Origin of the sequence: Bradyrhizobium sp. CCGUVB23 (assembly GCF_024199885.1) — a bacterium.
Taxonomy (GTDB): domain Bacteria; phylum Pseudomonadota; class Alphaproteobacteria; order Rhizobiales; family Xanthobacteraceae; genus Bradyrhizobium.
Map to the genome: position 1 here is coordinate 3,744,954 of NZ_JANADQ010000001.1, position 15,347 is coordinate 3,760,300.

Below are 15,347 nucleotides of genomic sequence, written 5' to 3' on the forward strand. Positions count from 1 at the left end.
GACGTTGGAGTCGTGCGCAAAACCGGCTATGCATGCGCCGCTTGCAACGAGGACCTCTGCTTGACGCGCGATACCGACCCCAAGCCCGCTCCATTCGGCGCGTTCGCGCCGAATGCGGCGCAAGCTGCGATCATTTCGCTTGCGCACCGCTCCGGGCTGAAGCGCGGCGCGTTCCGCCCGTGGCTGTCGCGGCTTGTCAACCTGCTGCGCGCGGGTCCCGTCGACGTGCAGCATCAGGGCGCCTCGTTCCGCTTCCATCACCAGGCGAGCGCGACCGAGCGCGGTGCGCTGTTCAACCCCGACTATAATCTCGACGAGCTCGAGTTCCTGCGGCAGCACACACCAAGCGGCGGGGTGTTCGTCGACGTCGGCGCCAATGTCGGCACCTTCGCGCTGGTGATGGCGCGCCATGTCGGCGCGCAGGGCAGGATCGTCGCAATCGAGCCGCATCCCATGACCTTCGCGCGGCTCTCGTTCAACAACCAGGCGTCGGGATCGATCCAAGAATCGACCCGGGGATCGATGCAGGTCCGCCTCGTGCAGGCTGCGGCCGGCGATGCCGACGGCGAGCTGATGATCGAGACCGACGGCGACAATCTCGGCGCCAGCCATGTCGTGACCGGCACGGCGACGGCAAGGGCCATCAAAGTGCCGTCGTTACGGCTGATACGCATCCTCGAGGAATCCGGCATCACGAAGGTCGATGCCCTCAAGATCGACGTCGAGGGCTTTGAAGACCGCGTGCTGATCGGCTTCTTCCGCGACGCGCCGCAATCGCTATGGCCCCGCGCTGTCGTGATCGAGCATCTGTCACAAAACGAATGGCGCGAGGATTGTATTGCAGACATGGTGGCGCGCGGCTTTGCCATCACGCGCAAGACACGGAGCAACACCTTCCTGTCACGCTGACGACGATCAACGACGGAGATTCCGATGATCGATCACATGGGTTTTCCTGTTTCCGACTATCAGCGCGCCAAGGCGTTCTATACCAAGGCGCTGGCGCCGCTCGGCTACAGCCTGATCATGGAGGTCACGCAGGAGCAGACCGGCCACGATCCCGCGGCGGGCTTTGGCGCCGACGGCAAGCCGGACTTCTGGATCGGCGGCGAAGGCGCGTTGAACAAGCCGGTGCACGTCGCGATTCTCGCCAAGGACCGCGCCACCGTGGATGCGTTCTACAAGGCGGCCATCGCGGCCGGCGGGCGCGACAATGGACCGCCTGGCATTCGCGCGCATTATCATCCGACCTATTACGGCGCCTTCGTGCTCGACCCCGATGGTCACAACATCGAAGCCGTCTGTCACGCGCCCGAATAGGCCTGTTCCATCGTCATGATGCGCGGGAACATCGACGCATCGGCAACGTTATCGTCTTTCGAGCAACGATATGTCGATGATGGATGATGCCGACCGAACCCCCGGAGATTCCGCCGGCAACACCGGGCACACCGAGTGAGCCGCCACCAGGAATTCCACCGGGCAATCCGCAGCCGGATATCGTGCCGCCTGTGCGCGAGCCCGGCGAGTCACCGCGACCCGATGAATTGCCCGGCCGTGTCCCGGAGGAGATCCCGCCGCGCGGACCGAACGGGCCGCGCACGCCCAATCCCGCGACGGATGCGAATTTGTCGCATCGTCACATTCGAGGCGATTGCAAGATGGGCCTGAATGCGCAATGAACGTCGATGTTCTGAAGTGATTTGCATGCAGAAATAAATCGAGACGCGGCTGCTTCGCCCGCCACAATCCGGCCTAACGCGTATCTGTTGATCGCAACACTGACTCCAAGAACTTCCTCTACAAGAACCTTCCCCAGGATCTCATCACATGACTCAATTTCGCTTCGTGCTGCTTGCCACGACGGCTCTGACCGCGATGCCATTCGCAAGCTCCGCATCGCACGCGCAAAGCGCACCCATCGTGATCGCGCAGGCGCAGGGCGAAACCGGCCCTGACGGAAAACCGAAGCAGCCATCGCGGGAGCAGCCGAAGGCGCCGCCGCAACAACCGCCGGCCGCTCGCCCCGCACCGGCCCCACCGCCGCCTCCGCCCGCGGCTCCCCAGCGTCCGAGTGCGCCGCCGCCGACGGCTGCGCCTCCGCATGCCCCGACACCACCACCTCCGGCGGCTGCGCCGACACGGCCGACGCCTCCGCCGCCGCCACCACCTCCGGCGCCAGCGGCTCCAAAGCAACCATCGCCACCCCCGGCGGCGGCACCGCAGCAGCATGCGCCGACGCCACCTCCGCCGCCTGCGGCTGCACCGCCCGCGCGCGTTGCCCCGACACCGACGCCAACACCGCCGCCTCCGGCAGCGCCGTCGCGCGTTGCTCCGACACCGACCCCGACGCCCCCTGCCGCGCCTCCGGCACGGGTCGCGCCGACGCCAGCGCCGACAGCGACGCCTGCACCGGCGGCACCAACGACGCGCGCCACGCCGACCCCGACGCCCGCGCCAACTGCTACGCCCGCTCCTGGCGGTGCGACGACCACGCCACCGGCAGGTCGCACGGGTCCGGCACCGACGCCCGCCCCCGGCGCAACCCCGGCCCCGACAGCAACGCCGGCTCCCGGCGGAGCCATGACGCCGCCGACCGGACGTCAGGGCGCAACGCCCCCTGCAACCACACCGCCAGCCGGCACGCCGCCTGCGGGTGCGCCCGCTGCCGGAACTCCGCCTGCGCCGCAGGCGGGCGCCCCGGCCCGGCCCACGCCTCCCGCCGGCGCCGCGGCGCCAACTGTCGTCCCTGGCACGCCAGCCGCAGCGCCACCGCCCAACAGGGCGCAATACGCTCCGCCGACGGTTGCGCCGGCCTTCCGGGCCGCGCCGACGGTCGCAGCGCCGCTGCCGCCACCGCCGCGCCCGCCGCAGCGTGATCTGACGCCGCTCGCTATCGGAGCGGGCGTGGTGGCCGGTGCCGTGATCGGCGCCACCATCGCCGACTACCGCAACCAGCGACAGGAGGTCGTCGAAGGCGGCCGCACCGTCTACACCGAGCCGGACCGCATCATCATCCGCGACCCGGGCGGGCAAGCGTACGTCCGCGGCAACGATCTCTATCGCTTCCGCTATGGCGCCCGCGACATCCGCAGCGAGACGGTCGGCGGCGAAACCCGCACCGTCGTGATCCGTCCCGACGGCAGCGAGGTGATCACCGTGGTCGGTCCGGACGGTCAGTTGCTGCGGCGTATCCGCAGGGACCCCGGCGGGCGCGAGATCATCATCATCGACAACAGCTACCGTGATCCGCGGTCGGTCGGCGGCTTCTATGTCGACGTGCCGCCGCCGGTGGTGAACATTCCCTACGATCGCTACATCGTCGACGCCCAGGAGGCGTCGCCGGACGTGATCTACCAGACCATGGAGGCACCGCCGGTGCAGCGGATCGATCGGCGCTACTCGCTCGACGAGATCCGTTACAGCCCGAATGTTCGCATGCAGATGCCGAGCATCGACGTCAACACGATCAACTTCGAGACGGGGTCGTGGACCATCCCGCCGGACCAGGCTGCGAGGCTGCAGGTGATCGCCGACGGTCTCAACCGGGCGATCCAGCGCAACCCGCGCGAGGTGTTCCTGATCGAGGGCCACACCGACGCGGTCGGCAACGACGTCGACAATTTGTCATTGTCGGACCGCCGTGCGCAGGCCGCGGCCGAATTGCTGACCCAGCAGTTCAATGTGCCGGCGGAGAACCTGACCTCGCAGGGCTACGGCGAGCAGTATCTGAAGGAGCAGACGCAGGGGCCGAGCCTGATCAACCGGCGCGTCACCATCCGCCGCATCACGCCGCTGCTCAACGGCGGCCAGGCCTCGCTGCCGCCGCCCCCGCCCGGCACCACGCCGCCGCGGTAAGCGCAGCCACAAATGCAAAATGGCCGGGAGCGATCCCGGCCATTTTTGTTTCTTGCACTCTCGTGCCCCGGACGCAGCGCAGCACGCAGTGATGCGCTGCTGAGCCGGGGCCCATCTACTATCGATGCAATTGGATCGAGATTCTGGGTCCCGGCTCTGCGACGCACCCCCATAGCGCGTCGAAGACGCGCGTGAACGCGCTTATGGCGCTGCATCGCGTCCGGGACACGAGCAGACGCGCTTAACCCTTGTCGCTCTCGAGCCGGAAGATCTGCGAGCCTTCGCCGCCCGACAGCAAGCCGTTCTCGGTGTAGAGCTTGAGCTTGGTGCGGGTGTCGGCGATGTCGAGGTTGCGCATGGTGAGCTGGCCGATGCGATGCTCCGGCGTGAACGCCGCGTCCTCGACCTTCTCCATGCTCAGCCGCTCCGGCGCATAGGTCAGGTTGGGGCTTTCCGTGTTGAGAATCGAATAGTCGTTGCCGCGGCGCAGCTCGAGCGTCACCTCGCCGGTGACGGCCCGCGCCACCCAGCGCTGCGCGGTTTCGCGCAGCATCAGCGCCTGCGAATCGAACCAGCGGCCCTGGTAGAGCAGACGGCCGAGGCGCAGGCCGCTGACGCGATATTGCTCGATGGTGTCCTCGTTGTGGATGCCGGTGACGAGGCGCTCATAGGCGATGTGCAGGAGCGCCATGCCGGGCGCCTCGTAGATGCCGCGGCTCTTGGCCTCGATGATGCGGTTCTCGATCTGGTCGCTCATGCCGAGGCCATGGCGGCCGCCGATGGCATTGGCTTCCAGGAACAGCGCGACAGGATCTGCAAAGGTCTGGCCGTTGAGCGCTGTGGGCTGGCCCTCCTCGAAACGCACCACGACCTTCTCGGCCTTCACAGTGCAATCGTCGCGCCAGAACGGCACGCCCATGATGGGATTGACGATCTTGATGCCGCTGTCGAGGCTCTCGAGATCCTTTGCCTCGTGCGTGGCGCCGAGCAGATTGCTGTCGGTCGAATACGCCTTCTCCGCACTCATCTTGTAGGCGAAGCCTTGGGCGGTCATGAACGCCGACATTTCGGCGCGGCCACCGAGCTCGTCGATGAACTGCTGGTCGAGCCAGGGCTTGTAGATGCGCAAGGATGGATTGGTCAAAAGGCCGTAGCGATAGAAGCGCTCGATGTCGTTGCCCTTGAAGGTCGAGCCGTCGCCCCAGATGTTGACGCCGTCTTCCTTCATTGCGGCAACCAGCATCGTTCCGGTCACGGCGCGCCCGAGCGGCGTGGTGTTGAAATAGGTGATGCCGCCGGTCGAGATGTGGAAGGCGCCCGACTGGATCGCGGCGATGCCTTCGTGGACGAGCTGCGTACGGCAATCGACGAGCCGCGCCTTTTCGGCGCCGAACTCCATCGCCTTGCGCGGGATCTCGTTGTAGTCGGCTTCATCCGGCTGGCCGAGATTGGCGGTATAGGCATAGCAGCGCGCGCCCTTCTGCTTCATCCAGAGCAGCGCTGCGCTGGTGTCGAGACCGCCGGAGAAAGCGATGCCGACCTTTTCTCCCTTGGGCAGGCTCTTCAGAATCGTAGTCATGGCGCTTCCAATCGGATCTTAAGGGGCTGATGTCGTCTTTCGGTGTGACTTGCGCGATTATCAAATTTCGCGTGCATGGGCACGCCTTTAATGGCTTACATCGACGCTGCCGGGCCGGTTTTGCGGCCGAACACGCGCTGGCGGAGCCGATAGGCCGGCCAAGCCAGCCGGGTCAGGGCGGCATCGACCGCCTCGTCGGAAAACCGTGTCCGCGGCCAGCGGTAAATCAGGGCGTAGGCGAGCCAGATCACCAGGAAGGTGACGAGGCCGGCGATCGAGACGTCGGTGAAAAAGTGCCCGCCAAAGGCCATGCGCAGGCCGCTGGTGACTGTGCCGAACACCACGGCCCCGGCATAGGCGAGCGGCCGCCACGTGGGCGGCGCCAGCGCAGCCGGCGCCAGCGTCCAGAACGCGGTCGCGCCCTCGCCGGAGAAGAACGAGCAGTTGCGTCCGCAGCCGCCGCGCGGATCCCACCACGGCACGAATGGCAGGTCACCGGCGAACTCGGTCACGACCACCGGGCGCGGCCGGCCCCAATAGGATTTGAAGGCGAGATTGGTGAGAATGCCGGCCGACAGCGTCAGCGTCACCAGCAGGAAGACGATCGTTCGTCCCGAGACCATCAGCGGCCGGTCGGGCCTGACCAGCTTGACCACCAGCGCCACGATCGATGGAACTGCGAACGCCCAGGCGATCCACATCGCCGCATCCCGCGCAAAGCCGGCCCAGCCATTCAGCTTGAGCGGAAAGGTCTTCGTCTCAGGATCGAAGAACAGCGAGGCGAGCTTGAGATCGAGCTCGGGAAAGACGCCGAAGACGACGCCGATCACGAGCCACAGCGCCAGCGCGATGAAGAGTCCAGTCCGGTTCATGGCGCGCGGTTTAGCCGAGCGGGATGGGGATGGAAACCCTTCGGCTGTCATTCCGGGGCGATGCGAAGCATCGAACCCGGAATGACTACATTACCTACAGCGCATCCGGCCGCGAATTCGACGGCAGCGGCGGGGGCGACTTGCGCGGGGGCGGCGGATGGCGCCAGGCGCCCGCATTGCGACCGGCGATCATCCAGTAGACGACACCGGCGACGATACCCGCGCCGGTCATGATCTCGAGATGGCGGCGCACGATGCCCTCGAACTCGAGCGTCTCGGGATGGAACGGAATAAGGCCGAGATAGCAGGCAAGCCCGACGAGCCCGCCACCGACCGCATAGGCGAGCGCACTGCGGATATAGAAGGCCTCGGTGATCGCGACGATGACCATCGCCGGCAACAGCGCGAAGCCGGAGATGAAGATGAAGCCAAAGCCGAGCAGGACGTCGATCGTGCCTTCATCGACCGGACCTGCGCCGAGATCGGAGAATTCCGGGAACAGCAGCGCAGCCACGACGATCATGCCGCCGACCAGACATGAGGCCAGAAAGCCGAGAAAGATCACGACGAGGCGCCCGATCAGTGCCATCGGACGCATCCATCATCGTTGACCGAATGTAACACAACGTCCCCCACCGTCATTCCGGGGCTCGCGAAGCGGGAACCTCCGAGCGCAATTGCGCTTCGGGGAATCTCGAGATTCTCAGGTGCGCAACTGCGCACCATAGTTCGGCTTTTCGAGCCCGGAATGACTGCCTAGAAATAACGACGCCCGGCCATGACGCACGTTGATGGCCGCTTCATGTCAATCGGTCATCGCCATCGCGCGCAGCGCCTGGCGCTCGCGAACCGAGAGCTTTTCCGTCTCCGATTTGAGCTGGCCGCAGGCGGCGAGGATGTCGCGGCCGCGTGGCGTACGCACCGGCGAGGAATAGCCGGCGTTGAAGATGTATTCGGAGAATTTTTCGATCTGGTCCCAGTCCGAGCATTCATAGGCCGTGCCGGGCCAGGGATTGAACGGGATCAGGTTGATCTTGGCCGGGATGCCCTTGAGCAGCTTCACGAGGAGCCTGGCGTCGTCGAGGGAATCGTTGACGCCCTTGAGCATCACATATTCGAAGGTGATGCGGCGCGCGTTCGAGGCGCCCGGATAATCGCGGCAGGCCTGCAGCAATTCCGCGATCGGATATTTGCGATTGAGCGGCACGAGCTCGTTGCGCAGCTCGTCGCGCACCGCGTGCAGCGAGATCGCGAGCATGACGCCGATCTCGTCGCCGGCGCGCACGATGTTCGGCACCACGCCCGAGGTCGACAGCGTGATGCGGCGGCGGGAGATGCCGATGCCTTCATTGTCTCCGACGATGAGCAGGGCATCGCGCACCGCGTCGAAATTGTAGAGCGGCTCGCCCATGCCCATCATCACGATGTTGGTGACGAGGCGCGTGCCGTTCTCGCGATCGGCCCAATCATTCAGGCGATCGCGCGCCACCATCACCTGCCCGACGATCTCGCCGGCGGTGAGGTTGCGTACCAGCCGCTGCGTGCCGGTGTGGCAGAAGGAGCAGTTCAAGGTACAGCCGACCTGCGAGGAGACGCACAGCGTGCCGCGATCGGTCTCGGGAATGTAGACGCACTCGACTTCATGCGCCCTCTCGACATTGTCACCGCTCGGCAGGCGCAACAGCCATTTGCGGGTGCCGTCATTGGAGATCTGCTCGGCCACGACTTCGGGCCGGTCGACGGTGAAGTGCTTTGCGAGCTCGGCGCGGATGTCCTTCGAGATCGAGGTCATCTCGTCAAAGCTCCTGGCGCCGCGGAAATAGATCCAGTGCCACAATTGCTGCACACGCATCTTGCGCTGCGCGGGCGCTACGCCGATCTCGCCGAGGCGTTCGGCAAGCTCGCTCCGCGACAGGCCGATGAGCGAGGGCCTCGCCGGCGGCACATAGGTTTCGAGCGGGACCTTTTCCAAGGGAAGCCCGGCGGCAATGGTGTCGGTCGATTGAACGGTCATCGTCATTCTGTCTTGAGAAAAACTCTCGCCCCTCATCCTGAGGAGCGCGCATCGCGCGCGTCTCGAAGGATGAAGGCCCGGAACAAGCATCTCGGCCTCGCGGTTCGAGACGGCGCTTGCGCGCCTCCTCACCGTGAGGGGAAGCAGCTTTCAAATAGGCGTTTGAAAGCCCCCAAACAACGCCAAATTGGCGCGAAACGCACCCTACCGCTTGCAGTCCTGCGCGATTCGATCGAGGGCCTGCGCCAGGCCCTTGAGCGAGAAGGTGTCGGTGGTCTCGGTCCCCTTGGCCGAGACGCCCTTGACCACGAGATCGGCGGATTTGCGCATGGCCTCGACCATCCGCTCCTCCTCGGCCGCGTTCTTGATCCAGAGGCCGTCGCCTTGCGTGTACATCGCGTAGGACGCGCCCCCGACCTCCAGGGTCGATTCCGAGCCCGGTTTCAGCGCGTAGCCGATCATGACCGAGACTTCGTTGTTGACCCTCTCCGACGGCCGGGTGGAGACGAAGGCATAGGCCGGGTCGCGCGGGCGGTTCGGCGGATTGGTCTTCGAGGACGAGGGTTTTGCCAGCGCGAAACAAACTTTCTTGCCGTTGGGCGTCGCCGAATAGGCGCCCCAGGTGCCGAACTGTCCGATCAGGGACGGCTCCGCACCGCCTGCAATGGCCGGAGGCGGCGCCACCGGTTTACTCTCGGGCTTTGCCGCCGTCTTTGCTGCGGTCTTGGCATCCGCGGCCGGCTTAGCCACTGCCTTCGGCGCCGGTTGCGCGGTTTGCGCGCGCGCAAGATCGGCCATCCCGCACGCCACCACGCCAGTCATCAAGGATAAAAAAAGCACCCGCCACATCCTGGAGTGGTTCCCTCAATATTGTGACTGGAAGATGGCCCGGCCGGACTTTGTCCCGCACCCAAAATAGCCGGTAAGAGCCTGATTCGGAACGAGGTTACAGGGAAGAAAGTCCTAGTCTTTCGGTCTTAGCCCTTGGATCTGGCGGCGCGCTGCGCGGCCCATTGCGCCTCGGTCCAGCCGAGCAGAGAGCTGGCCCCGGTTGTTTGGACAGCGCCCCGCGAAAATTAAGTGGATTCCTGCCGGGTTATGCTGAAGGCGGGGCTTTACGATTTTGCTGTGGCGTCGGGAGGGCGTAAGCCCGACCAGAGCCGCAGCAAAATCGTTGGCGACGATCATGCGGCCGTCACCATCGTTTGCGCGCCGAAGTAAGCCTCGTCGGGCGTGCGTTCGTCAAGGCTCGAGTGAGGACGTCCTCGGTTGTAGAACGCCAGATATTTGGAAATCGATGCTCGCGCCTCGAGCACGCTGTCGTAAGCACGCAGATAGACTTCCTCGTATTTGACAGTGCGCCACAGCCGCTCGACGAACACGTTGTCGCGCCAGGCACCCTTGCCGTCCATGCTGATGGCGATGTTCGCGTCCAGCAGCACGCCGGTGAAGTCGAGGCTGGTGAACTGGCTACCCTGATCCGTGTTGAAGATCTCGGGCCTGCCGTGCTTCGCCAACGCCTCCTGGAGCGCTTCGACGCAGAATATCGTCTCCATCGTGATCGATACGCGATGGACCAACACCCGTCGGCTGAACACATCGACGACCGCCGCGAGGTAGACGAATCCACGTCGCATCGGAATGTAGCTGATGTCCATTGCCCAGACCTGGTTCGGCCGCTCGATCTTCAATCCGCGCAATAGGTACGGGTAGATCTTGTGGCCCGGTGCGGGCTTGCTCGTGTTCGGACGGCGATAGATCGCCTCGATCCCCATGCGCTTCATCAGCGTCGCGACGTGGCGGCGGCCAATCTGCATGCCCTCACGCTGCAACAGCGATCGCAGCATGCGCGCCCCTGCGAAGGGATAATCGAGGTGCAGCTCATCGAGCCGGCGCATCAAGACAAGGTCCTCGGCCGAAACCGGCCGAGGTTCATAGTAAACCGTACTGCGGGCAAGGTTCAGGACCTTCGCCTGGCGCACGACAGACAGATCATGGTCGCGGTCGATCATCGCTTTGCGCTCAGCAGGCCCGCCTTGGTGAGCGCGCCGGACAAAAAATCGTTCTCCAACGCAAGCTCGCCGATCTTGGCATGTAACGCCTTCAAATCGACCGGCGCCTCGGCCGGTCCGTTGTCCTGCCCAAACACTCCGGCGGCGCCTTCCAGGAGTTGGGTCTTCCAGGTCGTGATCTGGTTCGGATGGACATCAAACAATTGCGCCAGCTCGGCCAACGTCTTCTCCCCCTTCACGGCCGCCAAAGCCACCTTTGCCTTGAATGCCGGAGAATGCGTCCGGCGACTCCTCTTCGTCATCTTCGCTCCTGATTCGCGGCAAGAAGCCTCGCCGCTCTCAGGCAGAAAATCCACTCAAGCTACTGTCCGAATTTGCGGAGCCAGCTCTCAGGTCCTCGGCGCCGGAACTGCGCAAATGGGCGCCGCCGTCGATCACCACCATCTCGCCATTGATATAGCCGGCGCGGTCCGAGACCAGAAAGCTGGCGAGATCGGCGAGCTCGGCATGCTCTCCGGTGCGGCCCAGCGGATTGCGCGACGCCCAGCCCTCATCGCGGCCCTCCGGGCGCAGCTGGCCGGAGGCGCCGGCGGTCGGGAACGGACCCGGCGCAATCGCCACGGTGCGGATGCCCTTCGGCCCCCATTCAACCGCGAGGCTCCTGGTCATCGCCAGCACGGCCGACTTCGCCATCGCTGAGGGCACGGTGAAGGCACGGCCGGTAATGGTCGAGGTCGAAAGGATCGAGAGCACGACGCCCTTGTGCGCGCCTTCGATCCAGCGGCGGCCCGCCGCAAGCGTGCAATACATCGCGCCATGCAGCGTCGGCGCCAGGATCGCGTCCGCGGCACGGAATGAGAGATGCTCGCTCTGCGCGATGAAGGTCGCGGCCGCATTGTTGACGAGGATATCGAGCGGCGCCTCGCGCCAGATCTGATCCATCATGCCATCGACCGCCGCGCCGTCGCGGACATCACAGACGATGGTTGTGACCTTGCCGCCGGTCTCGTTTCGCATCTCGCTGGCGGCAGCCTCGAGGCGATCGCGCTTGCGGCCGCAGATCACGAGCTCGGCGCCGAGCGCGCGGAAGCGACGCGCCATCGCAGCACCAAGTCCGGAGCCGCCGCCGGTAACCAGGATGCGCTTGTCCCTGAGCAGGCCTGTTTCAAACATCGTTTGAATCCTCCCGTCCGCAAACATCGCCATTGCTAGCGCAGCGAAGCAATCCAGACTGTCGCCGCGGAAAGATTCTGGATTGCTTCGCTGCGCTCGCAATGACGGAGAATAGGCCTACGCATCGCTTTGAACAAAGAAACCGGATTGTGGGCCGGCGTTAAATCCGGCAAAAGCAGGCAAACTACAATTCCGCTTTGAAACGCCTAGGTGTCGCCATGAAAGCCATCCTCTGCTCGCAATATTGCCAGCCCGACGATCTCGTGTTGGCCGATGTACCGGATCCGGTGGCAGGGCCCGGCGAAGCCGTAATCGCGATCAAGGCGGCGGCGCTGAATTTCTTCGACATCCTGATGATTCAGGGCAAGTACCAGGTCAAGCCGCCGTTCCCGTTCTCACCGGCCGCCGAAGTCGCCGGTGTGATCGAGAGCATCGGCCCCGGCGTGACCGATCTGAAAGTGGGCGACCGCGTGGTGGCCTCATGCGGCCATAACGGGGCGCGCGAGAAGATCGCGCTGCCGGCGGCTTCGATCGTGAAGATTCCGGACAATCTCGATTACGACCGTGCGGCCGGAATCATCATCATCTACGGCACCGCGCTGCACGCGCTCGAGGATCGCGCGAGCCCGAAGCCGGGCGAGACGCTTGCGGTGCTCGGCGCAGCCGGCGGCACCGGCCTGGCGGCCTGCGAGCTCGGCAAGCTGATGGGCCTGAGGGTGATCGCCTGCGCCTCGTCGGATGAGAAGCTTGCTTTTGCGAAAGCGCACGGCGCGGAGCTGACGCTCAACTACGGCAAGGAAGATCTGAAGGAGGGCCTGCGCAAGCTCACCGACGGCAAGGGCGTCGACATCATCTTCGATCCCGTGGGCGGCGCCTATGCCGAGCAGGCACTGCGCTCGATCGCCTGGGAAGGCCGCTTCCTGGTGATCGGCTTTGCCGCCGGCGACATTCCAAAGATGCCGCTCAACCTCGCGCTGCTGAAGGGCTGCGATATCCGCGGCGTGTTCTGGGGCGCCTGGACGCGGCTCAACCCGGCGAAGAACCGCGCCAATCTGGAGAAGCTCGTGAAGTGGACGGCGGAAGGCAAGATCTCCTCCCACGTCGACCGCACCTTCCCCCTGGCGCAGACCGCCGATGCGCTGAAGGTGCTGGCCGGCCGCCAGGCGATGGGCAAGGTGATCCTGCATCCCTGACGTCGCGCGGATGTTACGAAACGTTGCTCGCCACAAACCTGGCCGTCATCGCCGGCCGCACATTCAACTGTCATCCAACTGTCATCGCCCGCCTTGCGCGCAGTTGCGCACTGGAGCGGGCGATCCAGTATTCCAGCGACGTCAGACGCATGCGGAGAAGCCGCCGCGTACTGGATTTCCCGCTCGCCGCCTACGCTAAAGCCTTGGCGTAGCCGGCCTTGGCGTAGCCGGGTCGCGGGGAATGACCGCGTAGAATGTGGTGCATGCAACGCCTCTCGCAGCAGACCGCCGGATTTAAGGTAAAAGTTCCCTCAACCACCGCGATCAAAATTGCGGTGCACGTCCCGCTCTTGCCTCAATCAAACCCAAATGTTTCCTGATTCGCCCAAACCGTGGTCGTCTTTTGGGCTGAATCGGACGGCGATTTACCGGTTCCAGTGAGCGGGGGCTTCTGGACAACAATAAGAAGACTTCACCCGGGATGCCCCCAGCGCGTTGCGTTTAGTAATAGGGGAGCATCAGACCATGGAGACGACGGCCTACCGTCTGTCCAAGACATCTCGGGCGTTCGACGCCGAGCAAGTCATGACCGATCTGGACGCCATGCCCTATCATCTGGCACAGGCCGACCGGACCGAGCTTTCACCGCACGATCCGATGCCGCTGTTTTTGTCCGATCCGCAGGGCACGCCGGATCCACGAGAGTTTACCCCCCGCCGCGCGCGGCGCGTCGGCCTCGCGACGCAAATCGTCGCCAGTGTGCTGGCCGCATCCGCGATCGCAGTGCTGGTCACGTTGTTCCACTCCGACGTCAGCCGCCTGTTCGCCGCCAATGCTACGGCATGGATAAGCAGCGTGGCGGCCGAGGAGCCGGCGACACCACCGGCCCCGGTCGCACGCCAGACCCCGCTGAAGGATCCGGCCCGGGTGTCGAACCCGATGCAACTCGCCGCCGCAGAAGCCAGGGAAGTCACGGCGCCGGCGCCGCCGAGCCGCGAGGCGATCGCGACCGCCTACCAGAACGCGCTGCAAGCGCAGACGCCGGCACAAGCCGCCGCCGCGCCCGTCGCGCCGCCGCCCGCACCGCTGGCGCCACCTCAGCCCGTCAAAACGCTCGACGCCGACACGCTGGCCGGACTGATGACGCGCGCCAGGAGCCTGATGACCATCGGCGATATCGCAGCCGCCCGGCTGCTGCTCGAGCGCGCGGCGAATGCGCAGGATGCGACAGCGGCGTTCGTTCTGGCGCAGACTTTTGACCCGGCCGTACTCGGCACCAAGGATACGCGCAGCATCACCGCGGATCCCGCCACTGCACGAAGCTGGTACCAGAAGGCCGCTGCCCTCGGATCCGCGGAGGCGCGGGCGCGCCTCACGCAACTTCAGGACTAGGATTTCAATTTAAGCAGAGGACATCATGCGTAACGCTTTGAGAATGGCGCTAGCCGCCATCGTGACGATGTGTGGCCTGTCAGCACAGGCCGAGCAGACCGAATACGACCCGAGCAAGGTCTCGGACAGTCTGAAGGCGATCTTCCAGTTCGGATCGGTCTCGACCAAGCAGGCGTTGAACGCCAACACGGTCACGCTGATCACCGGCACCATCGGCGGCACCTATGTGCAGTTCGGCGCCGACCTCGCCTCCGTGCTCGATGACGGCAACAAGCTGCGCGTGCTGCCGATCGTCGGCCGCGGCTCGGTGCAGAGCGTCGCCGACATCCTGTTCCTCCAGGGCGTCGATCTCGGCATCGTGCGCGCCGACACGCTCGACTACCTCGAGCGCAAGGGTTTTGCGAGCGACATCAAGAAGCAGTTCACCTACGTGACCAAGCTCTACAATGAAGAGATGCAGGTCATCGCGCCGAAGTCGATCGCGACACTGAAGGACCTCGAGGGCAAGAAGGTCAGCGTCGACCTGCCCAATGGCGGCACCTTCGTCACCGCGCTCACGGTGTTCGAGCGGCTCGGGATCAAGGCCAACTTCGTCTATATCGAGCAGCGCATCGCGATGGAGAAGCTGAAGGCCGGCGAGATCGACGCCGTGATCGTGGTCGGCGGCAAGCCGTACAAGTCGGTCTCGACCTTCAATAATGACGGCCGCTTCCATCTTGCGGGCGTGGACTACGCCAAGCCGCTCCAGAGCGACTATCTGCCGGCGACGCTGACGGCAAAGGACTATCCGAACCTGATCAAGGATGGCGAGACGGTCGACACGATCGCGGTCCCGGCCGTGCTTGCCGCCTATAATTGGGGGCCGAAGACGGATCGTTACCGCAAGATCGCACTGTTCGTGGACGCGTTCTTCACGAAATTCCCGACGCTGCAGAACCCGCCCTTCCATCCGAAATGGAAAGAGGTCTCGCTCGCGGCCCCGTTGTCGGGCTGGAACAGGCTGCCCGTGGCGCAGCAATGGCTCGACAGCCACGGCGTCGAGCCGGTGGCGCGCCAACGCTTCGAGACATTCCTGAAGCAGAACCCCGCGGCGGCGAAGGTGTCCGAGACCGACAAGGAAGCGCTGTTCAAGCAATTCCAGGCCTGGGAAGCGGAGAACGGCTCGCGGGCGCAGGCGAGGTCGGAGAAGAAGTAGCGGCAAACACCGTCATTGCGAGGAGTGAAGCGACGAAGCAATCCAGACTGCCACCGCGG

Annotated in this window: 14 protein-coding genes; 7 read left to right on the forward strand and 7 right to left on the reverse strand. The window is 64.8% G+C overall.

Features of this window, described 5'->3' with window-relative positions:
* Positions 1 to 60 precede the first annotated feature (60 nt).
* The 4 genes from NLN62_RS17090 (at position 61) to NLN62_RS17105 (ending at position 3,858) form a co-directional block, all read left to right on the forward strand.
* Complete coding sequence (locus NLN62_RS17090; protein WP_254109534.1) at positions 61 to 909, forward strand: FkbM family methyltransferase; 849 nt, start codon at positions 61 to 63, stop codon at positions 907 to 909.
* 24 nt (positions 910 to 933) lie between these two features.
* Positions 934 to 1,320: a VOC family protein gene (locus tag NLN62_RS17095; protein WP_254109536.1), complete on the forward strand. Its 387-nt coding sequence runs from the start codon at positions 934 to 936 to the stop codon at positions 1,318 to 1,320.
* 86 nt (positions 1,321 to 1,406) lie between these two features.
* Positions 1,407 to 1,682 carry a hypothetical protein gene (locus tag NLN62_RS17100; RefSeq protein WP_254109538.1) on the forward strand — a complete coding sequence of 92 codons (276 nt, stop codon included), beginning with the start codon at positions 1,407 to 1,409 and terminating at the stop codon, positions 1,680 to 1,682.
* Between the two features lie 148 nt (positions 1,683 to 1,830).
* Entirely contained in the window at positions 1,831 to 3,858 is a 2,028-nt protein-coding gene (locus NLN62_RS17105) for an OmpA family protein (protein WP_156944355.1), read from the forward strand.
* Positions 3,859 to 4,099: 241 nt separating this feature from the next.
* Here NLN62_RS17105 and argG read toward each other — a convergent pair whose 3' ends face one another.
* From argG to NLN62_RS17140, 7 genes are all read right to left on the reverse strand, one after another.
* Positions 4,100 to 5,437, reverse strand: coding sequence for an argininosuccinate synthase (gene argG / locus NLN62_RS17110; protein ID WP_254109540.1), 1,338 nt, complete (start codon positions 5,435 to 5,437; stop codon positions 4,100 to 4,102).
* Between the two features lie 95 nt (positions 5,438 to 5,532).
* Positions 5,533 to 6,309, reverse strand: a complete 777-nt coding sequence (locus NLN62_RS17115; protein WP_254109542.1) for a phosphatase PAP2 family protein — start codon at positions 6,307 to 6,309, stop codon at positions 5,533 to 5,535.
* A 94-nt stretch (positions 6,310 to 6,403) separates the two neighbouring features.
* Positions 6,404 to 6,898, reverse strand: coding sequence for a hypothetical protein (locus tag NLN62_RS17120; protein ID WP_254109544.1), 495 nt, complete (start codon positions 6,896 to 6,898; stop codon positions 6,404 to 6,406).
* 216 nt (positions 6,899 to 7,114) lie between these two features.
* Positions 7,115 to 8,323, reverse strand: a complete 1,209-nt coding sequence (gene rlmN, locus NLN62_RS17125; protein ID WP_254109546.1) for a 23S rRNA (adenine(2503)-C(2))-methyltransferase RlmN — start codon at positions 8,321 to 8,323, stop codon at positions 7,115 to 7,117.
* A gap of 204 nt (positions 8,324 to 8,527) precedes the next feature.
* On the reverse strand, positions 8,528 to 9,172 hold the full coding sequence (locus NLN62_RS17130; RefSeq protein WP_254109548.1) for an invasion associated locus B family protein: 645 nt from the start codon (positions 9,170 to 9,172) through the stop codon (positions 8,528 to 8,530).
* 335 nt (positions 9,173 to 9,507) lie between these two features.
* Positions 9,508 to 10,637, reverse strand: a protein-coding gene (locus tag NLN62_RS17135) for an IS3 family transposase (protein ID WP_254095161.1) whose coding sequence is annotated in 2 segments (ribosomal slippage) — positions 9,508 to 10,385 and positions 10,385 to 10,637 — 1,131 coding nt in all. Because the reading frame shifts where the segments join, the coding sequence is not laid out codon by codon here.
* A 37-nt stretch (positions 10,638 to 10,674) separates the two neighbouring features.
* Positions 10,675 to 11,508 carry an SDR family oxidoreductase gene (locus NLN62_RS17140; RefSeq protein WP_254109550.1) on the reverse strand — a complete coding sequence of 278 codons (834 nt, stop codon included), beginning with the start codon at positions 11,506 to 11,508 and terminating at the stop codon, positions 10,675 to 10,677.
* A gap of 218 nt (positions 11,509 to 11,726) precedes the next feature.
* Here NLN62_RS17140 and NLN62_RS17145 point away from each other — a divergent pair, with 218 nt between their 5' ends.
* The 3 genes from NLN62_RS17145 (at position 11,727) to NLN62_RS17155 (ending at position 15,288) form a co-directional block, all read left to right on the forward strand.
* Positions 11,727 to 12,701: an NADPH:quinone oxidoreductase family protein gene (locus tag NLN62_RS17145; protein ID WP_254109552.1), complete on the forward strand. Its 975-nt coding sequence runs from the start codon at positions 11,727 to 11,729 to the stop codon at positions 12,699 to 12,701.
* Between the two features lie 525 nt (positions 12,702 to 13,226).
* Positions 13,227 to 14,093: a hypothetical protein gene (locus NLN62_RS17150; RefSeq protein ID WP_254109554.1), complete on the forward strand. Its 867-nt coding sequence runs from the start codon at positions 13,227 to 13,229 to the stop codon at positions 14,091 to 14,093.
* 25 nt (positions 14,094 to 14,118) lie between these two features.
* Positions 14,119 to 15,288 carry a TAXI family TRAP transporter solute-binding subunit gene (locus tag NLN62_RS17155; protein ID WP_027523468.1) on the forward strand — a complete coding sequence of 390 codons (1,170 nt, stop codon included), beginning with the start codon at positions 14,119 to 14,121 and terminating at the stop codon, positions 15,286 to 15,288.
* Positions 15,289 to 15,347 lie beyond the last annotated feature (59 nt).

Excerpts from the sequence above, each read along its gene's own strand:
- NLN62_RS17095 (WP_254109536.1), top strand. The coding sequence starts at position 934 with ATGATCGATCACATGGGTTTTCCTGTTTCCGACTATCAGCGCGCCAAG.
- NLN62_RS17100 (WP_254109538.1), top strand. The coding sequence starts at position 1,407 with ATGCCGACCGAACCCCCGGAGATTCCGCCGGCAACACCGGGCACACCG.
- NLN62_RS17105 (WP_156944355.1), top strand. The coding sequence starts at position 1,831 with ATGACTCAATTTCGCTTCGTGCTGCTTGCCACGACGGCTCTGACCGCG.
- argG (WP_254109540.1), bottom strand. The coding sequence starts at position 5,437 with ATGACTACGATTCTGAAGAGCCTGCCCAAGGGAGAAAAGGTCGGCATC.
- NLN62_RS17115 (WP_254109542.1), bottom strand. The coding sequence starts at position 6,309 with ATGAACCGGACTGGACTCTTCATCGCGCTGGCGCTGTGGCTCGTGATC.
- NLN62_RS17120 (WP_254109544.1), bottom strand. The coding sequence starts at position 6,898 with ATGGCACTGATCGGGCGCCTCGTCGTGATCTTTCTCGGCTTTCTGGCC.
- rlmN (WP_254109546.1), bottom strand. The coding sequence starts at position 8,323 with ATGACCGTTCAATCGACCGACACCATTGCCGCCGGGCTTCCCTTGGAA.
- NLN62_RS17130 (WP_254109548.1), bottom strand. The coding sequence starts at position 9,172 with ATGTGGCGGGTGCTTTTTTTATCCTTGATGACTGGCGTGGTGGCGTGC.
- NLN62_RS17140 (WP_254109550.1), bottom strand. The coding sequence starts at position 11,508 with ATGTTTGAAACAGGCCTGCTCAGGGACAAGCGCATCCTGGTTACCGGC.
- NLN62_RS17145 (WP_254109552.1), top strand. The coding sequence starts at position 11,727 with ATGAAAGCCATCCTCTGCTCGCAATATTGCCAGCCCGACGATCTCGTG.
- NLN62_RS17150 (WP_254109554.1), top strand. The coding sequence starts at position 13,227 with ATGGAGACGACGGCCTACCGTCTGTCCAAGACATCTCGGGCGTTCGAC.
- NLN62_RS17155 (WP_027523468.1), top strand. The coding sequence starts at position 14,119 with ATGCGTAACGCTTTGAGAATGGCGCTAGCCGCCATCGTGACGATGTGT.